Raw genomic sequence first — 12,931 nt, 5'->3', positions numbered from 1 at the left:
TCCTCGCAATTCCGGACTGAAAACCGCTGCGCATTTTTCCTGGAATTGCTCTATGGCGTTATCAGCACATAGCCGATACGCCGAAAGAAATCCCAGGTTCGGAAGATGTGCGCGGGTATGCGCCGCCAGGCAGAAGACTTGGCGGCGCGGTAATCGCGGCGCCAGCCGATCATGGTGGTTCTCTGCAGCCGGCTAAAGCCGGCGATATTGGCGCGTGTGCTGAAGATCGATATATGCATGTCCCAGCCACGCTCCACCGCCACATCCCAAGGCAGCGACATGACCGCCAGTGATTTGACGATTCTCTCCGCGCCGCGGCGCGTGACGAGATAGCAGGCGGTCGAACCCTGCGGGCCGAAAAGGCAACGGCCGACAATATCTCCCTTCCTGCTGCGCATCATGGCACGAAAGCCGTTCCAGCGGTGGTTGACAAGCTTGATCAGGTCGGCGGTGGGTGCGGCGTCCTTGGCGGCTATGGCGCGCGCCAGGAAATCGGCATCCAGGGCGACATCATCCTCGATGATGATGGCCATTGCGTCATCACCCGCAAGGAACTGGCGTAGTGCCAGCAGATGGCTGCGATAGCAGCCGTATTCACCAGGCAGGATGGTCCGGCCGTGCCGGCGCCGGAAACGGTCGTGGTCCACGTCGGTCCATCGGTCGCGCGGGATGAGGGCGCCGTCGACGCCATCGATGCGTTCGAATCGGAAGCCGAATTCATCGCTCTGCCGTCGGATCTCCGCCAGCCTTTCCGTCGCTCGGTCTATATTGATCAGATAGACCGGCACGGTCTGTGCAGGCATGAAGGAGCTTTCGGCGAGCGCAGTTAGTGACATTGGGCACACTTATTATTTCTAGCGGCGCAACCAAGGGGCGCCAAACCTTATATGATTGTGCTTCGGCACAAAAACCAGTTTTTATGTGGCCAAATTTGGCTGAATCGCATTGTGCGTAACTTACGCACCATCAAACTTTTCGCACGACTTTGTTATCGGGCGCCATCCGCAATTTTTGCTATTGCACTCCGGGGCGGCTTCCAATATACCCGGCGGCGGGACACTCCTCCCCAACGAGGAGCTTTCTATCTGAGAGGATAGCATCATGACTAAGCTCGCCAAGCCGGACATCCGTCCGAATAATACTCATTTTTCTTCTGGTCCATGCTCGAAGCGTCCAGGTTGGACGCTTGACGCTCTTTCCGACGCGGCCCTTGGTCGTTCGCACCGCGCGAAGGTCGGTAAAGCAAAGCTGAAGCAGGCCATCGATCTCACTCGCGAAATTCTGGAAGTGCCGGCGGATTACCGCATCGGCATCGTGCCGGCTTCCGATACCGGCGCCGTCGAAATGGCGCTGTGGTCGCTGCTCGGCGAACGCGGTGTCGACATGCTCGCCTGGGAAAGCTTCGGCGCCGGCTGGGTTACCGACGTCGTAAAGCAGTTGAAGCTCAAGGACGTCCGCAAGCTCGAAGCCGGTTACGGTGAGCTGCCCGATCTTTCCACCGTCGATTTCGACCGCGACGTGGTCTTCACCTGGAACGGCACGACCTCCGGCGTACGTGTTCCGAACGCCGATTTCATCCCGGCCGACCGCAAGGGACTGACGATCTGCGACGCCACCTCGGCCGCTTTCGCGCAGAACCTCGATTTCGCCAAGCTCGATGTCGTCACCTTCTCCTGGCAGAAGGTCCTGGGCGGCGAGGGCGCACATGGCGTCATCATCCTGTCGCCGCGCGCCGTCGAGCGCCTGACGACCTATCAACCGGCCTGGCCGCTGCCGAAGATCTTCCGCATGACCAGCGGCGGCAAGCTGATCGAAGGCATCTTTACCGGCGAGACGATCAATACGCCTTCGATGCTCTGCGTCGAGGACTATATCGATGCGCTGCTCTGGGCCAAGGACCTCGGCGGCCTGAAGGCGCTGGTCGGCCGCGCCGATGCCAATGCCAAGGTCATCCATGACTTCGTTGCCGCCAACGACTGGATCGCCAATCTCGCCGTCAAGGCCGAGACGGAATCCAATACCTCCGTCTGCCTGAAGATCGTCGACAAGGATATCGTCGCTCTCGATGCCGATGGCCAGGCGAATTTCGCCAAGGGCCTGGTCGCGCTCCTCGAAAAGGAAGCGGTTGCTTTTGACGTCGGCCATTATCGCGACGCGCCGTCCGGCCTGCGCATCTGGGCGGGTGCGACGATCGAAGCTTCCGACATGCAGAAGCTGATGCCCTGGCTTGCCTGGGCTTTCGAAACGCAGAAGGCGACGCTTTCCCAGGCTGCCGCCTGAGACCTTGAGCGTTCATGGCTCCGCCGATAGGGCGGAGCCCAGCATCCGAAATTCTCATTGTGTTCACGCAGTTCCATACGGAAAGCCGCTTCGCACGTTTCCCGGAATTGCTCGTCTTAGCTGACCTTTTTTCAGGAGGCCTCAATGGCACCTCGCGTTCTCGTATCCGACGAATTGTCGGAAACCGCCGTCCAGATCTTCCGTGATCGTGGCGTCGAAGTCGATTTCCAGCCGCAGCTTGGCAAGGACAAGGACAAGCTGTTCGAAATCATCGGCAACTATGATGGTCTCGCGATCCGCTCCGCCACCAAGGTAACGGAAAAGATCATAGAAGCGGCCAAGAACCTCAAGGTCGTTGGCCGCGCCGGTATCGGCGTCGACAACGTCGATATTCCCGCTGCCTCGCGCCGCGGCATCATCGTCATGAACACGCCGTTCGGCAATTCGATCACGACGGCCGAACACGCCATCGCGCTGATGTTTGCCGTCGCCCGCCAACTCCCGTCCGCCGATGCCTCGACCCAGGCCGGCAAGTGGGAAAAGTCGAAGTTCATGGGTGTCGAAATCACCGGCAAGACGCTCGGCATCATCGGTGCCGGCAACATCGGCTCCATCGTCATTACCCGCGCCATCGGCCTGAAGATGCACGTCGTTGCCTATGACCCGTTCCTCTCCAAGGAGCGCGCCGAGGAAATGGGCGTGACCAAGGTCGAGCTCGACGAACTCTTCGCCCGCGCCGACTTCATCACACTGCACGTGCCGCTGACCGACAAGACCCGCAATATCATCGACGCCGGCGCCATCGCCAAGATGAAGGAAGGCGTGCGCATCATCAACTGCGCCCGTGGCGGACTGGTCGATGAGGCAGCCCTTGCCGCCGCCATCAAATCAGGCCATGTCGCCGGTGCCGCTTTCGACGTCTTCGAAGTCGAGCCCGCCAAGGAAAGCCCGCTCTTCGGCCTGCCGAATGTCGTCTGCACGCCGCATCTCGGCGCTTCCACCACGGAAGCGCAGGAAAACGTCGCCCTGCAGGTGGCCGAGCAGATGGCTGACTACCTCGTCAAAGGTGCCGTCTCGAATGCCATCAACATGCCCTCGATCACCGCCGAGGAAGCGCCGATCCTGAAGCCGTTCATCAAGCTTGCCGATGTTCTCGGCGCCTTTGTCGGCCAGGTCACGGAAGATCCGATCAAGGAGATCGAGATCCTTTATGATGGCGTAACCGCCAACATGAACACGAAGGCGCTGACGAGCGCGTTGCTCGCCGGCCTGATCCGCAATCAGGTTGCCGACGTCAACATGGTTTCGGCGCCGATCATGATCAAGGAAAAGGGCATCGTGCTCGCCGAAGTCAAGCGCGACAAGACCGGCGTCTATGACGGCTACATCAAGCTGACTGTCACCACCGACAGCATGACGCGCTCCGTTGCAGGCACCGTCTTCTCGGACGGCAAGCCGCGCTTCATCCAGATCAAGGGCATCAACCTCGATGCCGATGTCGGCAATCACATGATCTATATCGCCAACACCGACGTTCCCGGCATGATCGGCTTCATCGGCACGACGCTCGGCTCCGCCGGCGTCAACATCGCCAACTTCCAGCTCGGACGCGACAAGCAGGGCGGCGATGCCATCGCATTGCTCTATGTCGATGGCCCGCTCAGCGATGACGTGCTTGCCAAGCTGACGGCGCATCAGGCGATCCGCCAGGCCAAGCCGCTGGTGTTTGCCGTCGACTGAGCCTGCCCGCCTTCAAAGGGCGGCGGCCACACATCGCTCCTCCCAAGAGCCAATCCGGAAGCCCGGCGCGACGCGAGTTGCGCCGGGCTTTCTTCATGGTTGCGAGGGTTGTGGATAAGGTCGGCCGGTGGACTATCGAGGCCAATGAAACGCGCCTATTTCTTTTGTCATGGAGGCATTGCGGAGGAACATTTTCGGGGAGGGGATGGGCACGCCGATCGAGTGGCTGGCCAAGCCCGTTTCCGTGGCGATCGTATTGTTTGCGCGCGCCATCACCGCCGTCCGGGCGATCTGGCCCGAGAGCGGCATGCAAACCCGCCGCTGCGTCTATTTCGCCAATCATTCCAGCCATGGCGATTTCATCCTGGTCTGGGCCGTCCTGCCGCCGCGGCTTCGTCGGCGCGTTCGGCCGGTGGCGGGTGCCGATTATTGGCTGAAATCGCCGCTGAACAGCTTCATCGGCCGCGACGTCTTCAACGCCGTGCTGATCGAGCGGGATCGAGAAGCGCGCAAGGAGGATCCGGTCACGCAGATGACGCAGGCGCTCGATGCTGGCTCCTCGTTGATCCTGTTTCCGGAGGGTACCCGCAATCTGACCGAGCAGCCGCTGCAGACCTTCAAGAGTGGGCTTTTCCATCTTGCCCAGGCGCGTCCGGATATCGATCTCATCCCTGTCTGGATCGACAACCTCAATCGCGTCATGCCCAAGGGCGAGTTCGTGCCCATTCCGCTGATTTGCACGGTCACTTTCGGCGAGGCGCTGCATATCGGCGAGGCCGAGGAGAAGGCGGAGTTCCTGGCGAGAGCTGAAGCGGCGCTGCTGGCGCTGGCGCCCAAGCGGGCGGGAGACTGAGCATGAGTGCGGCAAGCGCCGATCTGATCCATCTTGTCCTCGGCATTTTCGGCGTCCTGATCGTCGCCTCCATTATCGGCTATGTGCTGCAACAGCGCCTGTCGCCCGACGGATCGAATGCCGCGATCGAAAACCTGAATGCGCGCATCAGGGCCTGGTGGGTGATGGTGGTGCTGATCGGCATCGCCTTCGTGGCCGGCCGCGCCGGCGTCATCCTGCTCTTCGCCTTCTGCTCCTTTGCGGCGCTGCGCGAGTTCGTGACGCTGATCAACACGAAGCGGGCGGATCACTGGGCGGTCGCCGCGGCCTTCTTCGTGGCCTTGCCGGTGCAATATTACCTGCTCTGGGCCGAGCAATACGGCATCTATTCGATCTTCATCCCCGTCTACGCCTTCCTCTTCATGCCGATCATCGCGGTATTGCGCGGCGACACCGAGCGGTTCCTGGTGCGGATTGCGGAGGTGCAATGGGCGCTGATGATCTGCGTCTTCTGCGCCTCGCATGTGCCGGCGCTGCTGACCCTGCATATTCCCGGCTATGAGGGCCGCAACGTGCTGCTGATCGCCTTCCTGGTGATCGTCGTGCAGCTCAGCGACGTACTGCAATATGTCTGGGGCAAGCTTTTCGGGAAAACCAAGATCGCGCCGCGGCTGTCTCCATCGAAAACGGTGGAGGGCTTCGTCGGCGGCGTCATCAGCGCCTCTTTGATCGGGGCGGCGCTCTGGTGGGTAACGCCGTTCACGCCGCTGCAGGCTGGCTTGCTCGCCTTCGTCATCACGATCATGGGCTTCTTCGGCGGGCTCGTCATGTCGGCGATCAAGCGGGATCGCGGCGTCAAGGATTGGGGCCATCTCATCGAGGGGCATGGCGGGCTGATCGACCGGCTTGATTCGGTCGTCTTCTCCGCGCCGATCTTCTTCCATCTCGTGCGCTACTGGTGGTCGCTGTCATGAGCGGAAAGCTGAGAGCGCTTGCCGGCAGCAGCATCGTGCACGTACTTTTCGCTTTCCTTGCCATGGGCAGCTGGGCCGTTTTCGCCAACCGCATGCACCCGATGCCGCGTCCTTTGATATCAGGCTTTGTGCAAGGCGTACTTTCGGGCTGCCTGACGCTGTTCCTGAAATCCGTGGTCGAGGCTTTGTCGAGGCGGTTCAGCGGCTTTGCGCGCCTTTGGGCGCCGCCGCTGATCGCATGCCTGGGCTCGGCTACAATCCTGGTCGTCATCCATGCGCTGAGCGGCACGCCGGAGATCCTGAAGACCATTGCCGTGCCGCTGCTGGTCTCTTCCAGCTATGCGGCGATCTACAATTACTCGATATCAGGCGGAAGGCTGCGAAACCATGAGAGGTGAGGGGCCATGACAGGTGAGGGCCAGGCAGGCAAGGGAACCGGTGACAGGCGGCCGCTGGCCAGCCGCAACACGCGATGGGCTCAGACGCTGGCGCGGCGTATGACGGCGCTTTCGGTGACGCCGAACCAGATATCGCAGGCAAGTATGCTGATGGCGGCGTTGGCGGGAGCCTCATTCTGGCTCTCCGGTACGGCCGGCAGTGCCGGGATGCATGTGACATTGTTGATCCTGGCCGCCTTGTTCTGCCAGCTGCGCCTGCTCTGCAACCTGCTTGACGGCATGGTGGCGGTCGAGGGCGGAAAGGGCGAGGCCGATGGACCCTTCTGGAACGAATTCCCGGATCGTATCGCCGACATCCTCATCTTTGCCGGCATCGGCTATGGCATCGCCGCGCCAGGGCTCGGCTGGGCCGCCGCCGCCCTTGCGGTGCTGACCGCCTATGTCCGCGAGCTTGGCCGGGCCACGGGCAATCCGAGCGATTTCGGCGGACCGATGGCCAAGCAGCATCGCATGGCGGTCGCCACGGCTGCCGCGCTCCTCTCCATTGTCGAAGCTTTTTGGAGTGGCGGTGTATGGGTTTTGACCATTGCCCTCTGGGTCGTCGCCATCGGATCGGCGGTCACGGTATTGCGACGCAGCCGCAATCTGATCTGGCATTTGAAGGCAAAGGGGTGATTCGCACTTTCGCCGACCCCTTGCGCCGGATAGCGATCCTTTCTATATCCCTGCAGAAATAGGCGGGCTGCGAAGAGCGTGGCCCATTGCCCCGCATGAAAATTCGCCGCTTTTGCATGGCATCCGGCGGTTAAGAAGCATGATCCCAAAAAGTGTGCAGCGGTTTTTGGATCAGATCATGCGAAATCAAATAATGAGAGCGTGACGACGTTTCGAAGAAAAGTCATCCGCTCGGCAGCATCGAAGATCGTTCAAGACTGGCGGCAACGACCGTGAATACACTGGATTTTGACAAGAGGCCGGAAGATACCCGCGTCGTCGTCGCCATGTCTGGCGGTGTCGACAGCTCCGTCGTCGCCGGCATTCTGAAGCGGCAGGGCTATGATGTGCTCGGCATCACGCTGCAGCTCTATGACCATGGCGCTGCCGTGCATCGCGCCGGCTCCTGTTGCGCCGGCCAGGATATCGATGATGCGCGCCGCGTCTGCGAAACGCTCGGCATCCCGCATTATGTGCTCGATTATGAAAAGCGCTTCCGCGAAACGGTCATCAATCCTTTCGCCGAGAGCTACGTCGCCGGCGAAACGCCGATCCCCTGCGTTGCCTGCAACCAGACCGTCAAGTTCGCCGATCTTCTGCTGACCGCCAAGGAACTTGGCGCCGATGCGCTGGCGACCGGCCATTATATCCGCTCGCGCCTCAATCCATCCGCGGAGCGCCCGCATCGTCGCGCGCTCTATCGCCCGGCCGATGCCGATCGCGACCAGAGCTATTTCCTCTTCGCCACCACGCAGGAACAGATCGATTACCTGCGCTTTCCGCTCGGCGGCATGCCGAAGTCGGAGACGCGGGCGCTTGCCGAGGAAATGGGCCTGGTCGTCGCCAAGAAGGCCGACAGCCAGGACATCTGTTTCGTGCCGCAGGGCAAATATTCCGACGTGATCGCCAAGCTGAAGCCGAACGCGGCGCTCGCCGGCGAGATCGTCCATCTCGACGGCCGCGTGCTCGGTCAACACGAGGGCATCCTGCATTATACGATCGGCCAGCGCCGTGGCATCGGTGTCGCGACCGGTGAGCCGCTTTATGTCGTCTATCTCGACGCCCGCTCGCGCCGCGTCATCGTCGGCCCGAAGGAGGCGCTGGAAACGCATCGCGTCTATCTGCGCGATGTTAACTGGCTGGGCGACGAGCCGTTGGTGCTGGCGGCTTCCGGCGACGGCTTTTCCTGTTTCGCCAAGGTTCGCTCCACCCGCGCGCCGTCCCCTGCCGTGCTGCATGCCGACGCCAGCGGCATCTATGTCGACCTCACGGTCGGCGAGGCCGGCGTCGCTCCGGGCCAGGCCTGCGCGCTCTATTCGGCGCCGGGTGACGACGCCCGCGTCTATGGCGGCGGCTTCATCGAACGTTCGGAACGCGAGCCGATGGCGGAGGCTTCCTTGAAGGCTTTGCTGGCATGCCCGGTCGCTGCTTAACGGCCGGTCGGCTTCGGCAATGAGAAAGCACTGATTTTTCCAAATCATCCGCTTGACACCAAGCCGAACCGCACCTTATAAGCCGCTCAACCGACGGGCCAGCGCTTTTCGAGCGGCGGTTCGTTTGACCTTTGCGTGTGATGTTCAGCATCAAACGTGGCGTGGCGGAGTAGCTCAGTAGGTCAGAGCAGAGGAATCATAATCCTTGTGTCGGGGGTTCAAATCCCTCCTCCGCTACCAAAAATCCAAGAAAAATCAAAGGCTGATTGATTTCCTGAGGGATGCTTTCTGCGATTTTCAGTTGCGTCTTGACTCAAGAACCTGCCGAGCCAATCCCTTTCGGGCCATCGAGACGGGCGATGTTTTCGTCTAAAGATCGCACAGCCTCTATCATCGCGCCCAGTGCCGACATCATGAGCGCGTGGTCATGACCTTCCGGGGACTGGGATAACGCAAGAGCTCGCGCGTGAAGCTGTTGGTTAATCGAGCCGAGTCGGTCGATCGTGTCCTGGTTCATAGTCATCTCCTTTGCAAATAAATCGAACAGAGCGTCCTATTTTCGGGAATGCTCCGCGCGCGGCATTTGTTCCGGTGGTGTGCTTGCTGGCTGTGAAGCAAAACGCGCCGATGCGGCGGCATCGAAAAATTCTTTGCCGCGCTTTTGAATGATTGTCGGAACCAAAAGCCGCATGCCTGCGTAAAGATAGGTGACGAGCTTCGCTCGATCCTCATATGGAACCGGGCACCTTGAGCCGCGCGAACTCAGAATGGGGTGCGCTGCCTTCCATGACGACACCAAGAGCAACTTCGAAGGGAGTCCCTGATGTCGAGCTATAAGCTTCTTATTATGTTCTTTCTGTCCGCCGGCCTGCTGATCTGCATGATCGTGGTTGGCCTGCTTTCGCTGCATCAGTGAAAGCACCCAGCATGGCACACCTCTTTGAAAGGGTTCCGGCGCGACGCGCTTGTGGAGAGAGGCAGTCTCACACGAACTCAACGCCTATGCTGTTGATTTTTCGCCAACGCACCTCGCAGGGCAGCAGCCTGTCGTCCGGAAATTGCAGATTGAAGGCGTTTGGTGCCGCGAGCGGGTTTTCGATTTGGATCATGGCACCGGTATCGGAAAGGTTTTTCACGATGCAATCAAAAACCGAACGTCCGTCGTTGAAGATGATCTTTGCGCCGAGAAGCGTACGCTTTCGGGTGGATACTCGGCCTTCGGGTGAGAGTGCCGTCATCGCGTAGGCTCCCTGATTTCCGCTTTTACTAATATGCCATGTTCTAATATCGAAGACGTTAAGGGGGCGCTGTGAATTGCGCGCTTTTCACATGCCGGGGCCGATGAAGCGACGGGCGGGGAAGCTCCAGGGAGGCCGGCCTTCCAGCTCGATTGCGGCCGAATATCTCCGACAAAGCCGGATAGTCCAATTCTCCGGCGAACAAGTTGTCGTCATTCGCGTTGTATTTCCAAACAGTCACCGCAAATCCGTGCAACATGTATTGCAAGAAGAAACATGCTCTGGCACCGTACCGCCATAGGGGATCGGGGTTTTCAATGAGACTGTTTTTGGCGGTGACCACTGCATTGGTGGTCGCCAATTCTGCAATGGCTGCCGATGATGCCGCGAACAATGCGTTCCGGGTCTGCAAAATGATCGACAATACCGGCTTGTTTACTGCGCCGTGTCAGGTTTCCAGCCGGAAATACGCGGTCGTGGCGACGATAGATCTGCCGAGCGCCGACGCCAGAAAGGCATGCATGCAGATTGCCGGCGTGGTTTCCTCAAAGGGATTTCATTTCCCTGGCGGCGAATGGACCGTGCAGATCAAGTCGCCGACCAGCGGCGACAAATCGATCGCATTCTGCAGGCTGCCGAAATAGCGGGGTCAGGCCGAGGCGTTCAGCTCTTCCTCGGCAAAGGCGAGCTGCAGCTCCATCTGGACTGCGTGCATATAGAGGCCGGCTTGCCGGGAGATCTCGGCGTCTTCCATTCCCTGTTCCCGCAGGATGGCGGCAAAGCTCGCCATTTCCGAACGCCAGAAGCGGTTTGCCGCCTCTCCGTGAAGCTGCTGCAGGGCTTTGGCACACCGCCTGACATCACTGGTACGCCTGTCGGCCGGGAATGGTAGAAGCGACATATTTTCTCCATCATTGGCAGCGCGAATCGCCTGCCTCTGTTGGCAAGATCGCCGGCAGTCCTTCATAAAAAGTGAATTATCTCAGAGAGATCCCGCATGCGGCGGGAAGGGCGGGGCGATTTCATTGCAATACGGATATGCCTGCTTCCCGGGCGGCCTTGATCAAGGCCTCCCTCGCGGCCTCGGGCGGGACAGCGCCAAGCATCGCTTCTAGGCAGATGCGTACCGCGGCGACATATTCCTCGCCATTCTCGACCGGCCAATGCTCCAACAGCAGTTCCGCAACCTGATGTACTGAATTGACGCGGCGTTGTCCGCCGTTCTCCCCAATCACCAGCGTGACAACTGGAAATGGTCGTAAAGTGTTTCGTTTCAATACGCATTACCTCCGAAACGTTCATGCTTCGGTAACGTTGCAAAAAGCATTCCGGATCGAACGGCTTTTGGCTGGCGTCATCGAGCTGGTTTCGTTTGTCCACCGGGAGCGGCATAAATGCCGGCCATCCGCAGGGCTTTACGCATCGGCTGGCTGCTGCCGCGACACTTGCAGATCTGCCTCCACCGCTGCGTCGCACGGTTGGGGGCCGGTCTATTGGCACTCCGCCTAACGGATCAGAATGGACGCCGCCGAAAAGCTCGGGCTAGCTTGAACGCCTTGCTTCCCGGAGCCAGCGACGGGTTCGAGATAGGCCTAATCCAGTACGTCGGCTTCGATGCAGGCTTCGACAAACATTTTCCTGGCCCTCTCGCAGAGAAGGGGATCGTCGTTGGCGGCCAGGCAAAGGCTCCGGGCCGAATTGTATTTCTCGCCTCTGATGGCAGGCCAACGGAAAAGGAGGTGGCTGTGGGCTTCTTCTGGACTTCGAATTGCTTCCGGCATGCCATAACCGATACGCAGATAAACGGGCTCAGGCCAGCGGCCCTCGCCACTATTAAAAATCATGGTCATTTTCAATGGTGCTCCGACATTGTGATCGAAACTCCCGTCGCAGCAAAAAGTTTCGCAATTTATGAAAAATCGATCGCCGCCATTATGCGGGGAGCGCCGCGGCATGCCGCAGGCGAACAGCCGGGCAGGGGAAGGCCAGCGTCAGGTTTCACCGATCAGTTGATGGATCTATCACATGGAGAGGCAGGCAGCCGTGTCGCGCGCGAACGAGTGCGGTAGTTCTATTGAATCACCGGAATTTCGAGGGGAACCCCGGCCTCCGCCGCCGCTATGACAAAGCTGCTACGGGCCTCCAGCGGTTGTCCCTGACCTCTCTCGACGTCGGCACAGATTTGCAGAGCCATCATGAATGCCTTGCCCTCCGCCACCGGCCAGGCATTCAGCAACATCTCCAACGCTTCCTTCGTGTTGGCGACCGTATAAATTTTTCCGGTGCGCTTGCAGATGACCATGATGGGATAATTCCAGTCTTTATTATTCATGGTACGAGGCTCCGATCCGATACCGCCGAAATTAACGCTGCGCTGCGCGAAATCTCAAGTTAATTTCGAGACGATATCTGGAGCAGCCTGGAACTGTTTCAATCATCGCGAAATTCAATTCATACGCCGGCGCGATCAACTTTCGAGTCATATCTTTGGATGCCGTGTTTCACAGGCGATCATTGCGTGGAGATTACTTGCGCGGCGGCGGAAGATCATAAAAGACTTGGGCGACAGCCTAGCCGACGGGAGAAAGCGATGACGAGCTTTGCGGAGATCAAGGAACGGGCCGAGAAGCGCAAGGGTGGTGCCGAGGGGCTGAAGGCATTGATGCCGAAGGCGCCGAACCATGATGTCCTGCGCGCCCTGCCTGATGACCGCATCCTGTCGGAGATGACGCGCTACATCTTCTATGCGGGCTTCGTGCGCAACGTCATCAATGCCAAGTGGCCGGGTTTTGAAGCTGCTTTTTCCGGTTTCGATCCTGCCTTTCTCAATCTCGCGCCGGATGATTATTGGCATGACCTGACCTCCGATACGCGGGTCATCCGCAATGGCGCCAAAATCATGTCGGTACGAACAAATGCGCAGTTCGTCCGCCGGCTTGCTGATGAACATGGCAGCGCCGCCCGCTTCCTTGCCGATTGGCCGCTGGAGGATCAGATCGGCCTGCTTGCCGTCCTCGGCAAGCAGGCGAACCGGCTCGGCGGCATGACCGGCCAATATCTTCTGCGGGCGATCGGCCGCGACAGTTTCGTCATGAGCCATGACGTTCTCGTCTGCCTGCGGCTTTCCGGCGTGCCGATCTCCGAAAGCAAGCCGACGAAGAAGGATCTGCGGCTGATCCAGGATCAGTTCAATGCCTGGCGCGCGGAGACAGGCCTGCCGCTCACCCATCTCTCGCGTATCTGTGCTTTCTCGGTCGGAATGCCTGACGAAGAGGACGAGCCTGATTGATCTGATCCGTCGAATGCTATTGGATCGCGTCCA

Annotated in this window: 16 protein-coding genes and 1 tRNA gene; 11 read left to right on the top strand and 6 right to left on the bottom strand. The window is 59.7% G+C overall.

Going from position 1 to position 12,931, the window contains the following annotated elements:
• Positions 1-50: 50 nt before the first annotated feature.
• Positions 51-836 (bottom strand): glycosyltransferase family 25 protein, encoded by a 786-nt coding sequence (locus CCGE531_RS15040; protein ID WP_245458870.1) that lies wholly within the window; start codon positions 834-836, stop codon positions 51-53.
• Positions 837-1,101: 265 nt separating this feature from the next.
• Here CCGE531_RS15040 and CCGE531_RS15035 point away from each other — a divergent pair, with 265 nt between their 5' ends.
• The 8 genes from CCGE531_RS15035 to CCGE531_RS15000 all read left to right on the top strand — a co-directional run bounded on the left by CCGE531_RS15035 (position 1,102) and on the right by CCGE531_RS15000 (position 8,611).
• Positions 1,102-2,280, top strand: coding sequence for a phosphoserine transaminase (locus CCGE531_RS15035; RefSeq protein WP_120664894.1), 1,179 nt, complete (start codon positions 1,102-1,104; stop codon positions 2,278-2,280).
• 144 nt (positions 2,281-2,424) lie between these two features.
• Complete coding sequence (gene serA / locus CCGE531_RS15030) at positions 2,425-4,020, top strand: phosphoglycerate dehydrogenase (protein WP_120664893.1); 1,596 nt, start codon at positions 2,425-2,427, stop codon at positions 4,018-4,020.
• Between the two features lie 205 nt (positions 4,021-4,225).
• Positions 4,226-4,873 carry a lysophospholipid acyltransferase family protein gene (locus CCGE531_RS15025; RefSeq protein WP_120664892.1) on the top strand — a complete coding sequence of 216 codons (648 nt, stop codon included), beginning with the start codon at positions 4,226-4,228 and terminating at the stop codon, positions 4,871-4,873.
• 2 nt (positions 4,874-4,875) lie between these two features.
• Positions 4,876-5,826 carry a phosphatidate cytidylyltransferase gene (locus CCGE531_RS15020; protein ID WP_120664891.1) on the top strand — a complete coding sequence of 317 codons (951 nt, stop codon included), beginning with the start codon at positions 4,876-4,878 and terminating at the stop codon, positions 5,824-5,826.
• Positions 5,823-6,224, top strand: coding sequence for a hypothetical protein (locus tag CCGE531_RS15015; protein ID WP_120664890.1), 402 nt, complete (start codon positions 5,823-5,825; stop codon positions 6,222-6,224). The genes CCGE531_RS15020 and CCGE531_RS15015 overlap by 4 nt, the downstream gene beginning before the upstream one ends.
• Positions 6,225-6,230: 6 nt before the next feature.
• On the top strand, positions 6,231-6,899 hold the full coding sequence (locus tag CCGE531_RS15010; RefSeq protein WP_120664889.1) for a CDP-alcohol phosphatidyltransferase family protein: 669 nt from the start codon (positions 6,231-6,233) through the stop codon (positions 6,897-6,899).
• A 272-nt stretch (positions 6,900-7,171) separates the two neighbouring features.
• Entirely contained in the window at positions 7,172-8,371 is a 1,200-nt protein-coding gene (gene mnmA / locus CCGE531_RS15005; protein WP_120664888.1) for a tRNA 2-thiouridine(34) synthase MnmA, read from the top strand.
• A gap of 163 nt (positions 8,372-8,534) precedes the next feature.
• Positions 8,535-8,611 (top strand) — tRNA-Met (locus CCGE531_RS15000).
• Between the two features lie 73 nt (positions 8,612-8,684).
• Here CCGE531_RS15000 and CCGE531_RS14995 read toward each other — a convergent pair.
• Positions 8,685-8,888 carry a hypothetical protein gene (locus tag CCGE531_RS14995; RefSeq protein WP_120664887.1) on the bottom strand — a complete coding sequence of 68 codons (204 nt, stop codon included), beginning with the start codon at positions 8,886-8,888 and terminating at the stop codon, positions 8,685-8,687.
• A gap of 466 nt (positions 8,889-9,354) precedes the next feature.
• Positions 9,355-9,609, bottom strand: coding sequence for a PilZ domain-containing protein (locus CCGE531_RS35195; protein WP_120664886.1), 255 nt, complete (start codon positions 9,607-9,609; stop codon positions 9,355-9,357).
• Between the two features lie 206 nt (positions 9,610-9,815).
• On the opposite strand from CCGE531_RS35195, the gene CCGE531_RS14985 reads away from it, so the two are divergent.
• A complete protein-coding gene (locus CCGE531_RS14985) occupies positions 9,816-10,253 on the top strand; it encodes a hypothetical protein (RefSeq protein WP_245458867.1) in 438 nt (145 codons plus the stop codon).
• A gap of 5 nt (positions 10,254-10,258) precedes the next feature.
• Here CCGE531_RS14985 and CCGE531_RS14980 read toward each other — a convergent pair whose 3' ends face one another.
• Both CCGE531_RS14980 and CCGE531_RS14975 read right to left on the bottom strand, forming a co-directional pair.
• On the bottom strand, positions 10,259-10,510 hold the full coding sequence (locus CCGE531_RS14980; protein ID WP_120664884.1) for a DUF6074 family protein: 252 nt from the start codon (positions 10,508-10,510) through the stop codon (positions 10,259-10,261).
• 121 nt (positions 10,511-10,631) lie between these two features.
• The gene (locus tag CCGE531_RS14975; protein ID WP_120664883.1) at positions 10,632-10,886 is read right to left on the bottom strand and encodes a DUF982 domain-containing protein; all 255 of its coding nucleotides are present in this window, start codon (positions 10,884-10,886) and stop codon (positions 10,632-10,634) included.
• Positions 10,887-11,003: 117 nt separating this feature from the next.
• On the opposite strand from CCGE531_RS14975, the gene CCGE531_RS34785 reads away from it, so the two are divergent.
• Entirely contained in the window at positions 11,004-11,678 is a 675-nt protein-coding gene (locus CCGE531_RS34785; RefSeq protein ID WP_245458865.1) for a hypothetical protein, read from the top strand.
• Positions 11,679-11,680: 2 nt separating this feature from the next.
• Here CCGE531_RS34785 and CCGE531_RS14965 read toward each other — a convergent pair whose 3' ends face one another.
• The gene (locus CCGE531_RS14965; RefSeq protein ID WP_120664881.1) at positions 11,681-11,941 is read right to left on the bottom strand and encodes a DUF982 domain-containing protein; all 261 of its coding nucleotides are present in this window, start codon (positions 11,939-11,941) and stop codon (positions 11,681-11,683) included.
• A 258-nt stretch (positions 11,942-12,199) separates the two neighbouring features.
• Here CCGE531_RS14965 and CCGE531_RS14960 point away from each other — a divergent pair, with 258 nt between their 5' ends.
• Entirely contained in the window at positions 12,200-12,898 is a 699-nt protein-coding gene (locus CCGE531_RS14960) for a DNA-3-methyladenine glycosylase I (RefSeq protein WP_120664880.1), read from the top strand.
• Positions 12,899-12,931 lie beyond the last annotated feature (33 nt).

Source organism: Rhizobium sp. CCGE531, from assembly GCF_003627795.1.
Classification (GTDB): Bacteria; Pseudomonadota; Alphaproteobacteria; order Rhizobiales; family Rhizobiaceae; genus Rhizobium.
The sequence above is the reverse complement of the archived record's forward strand: the minus strand, read 5'-3'. Positions and strand labels throughout refer to the sequence as shown.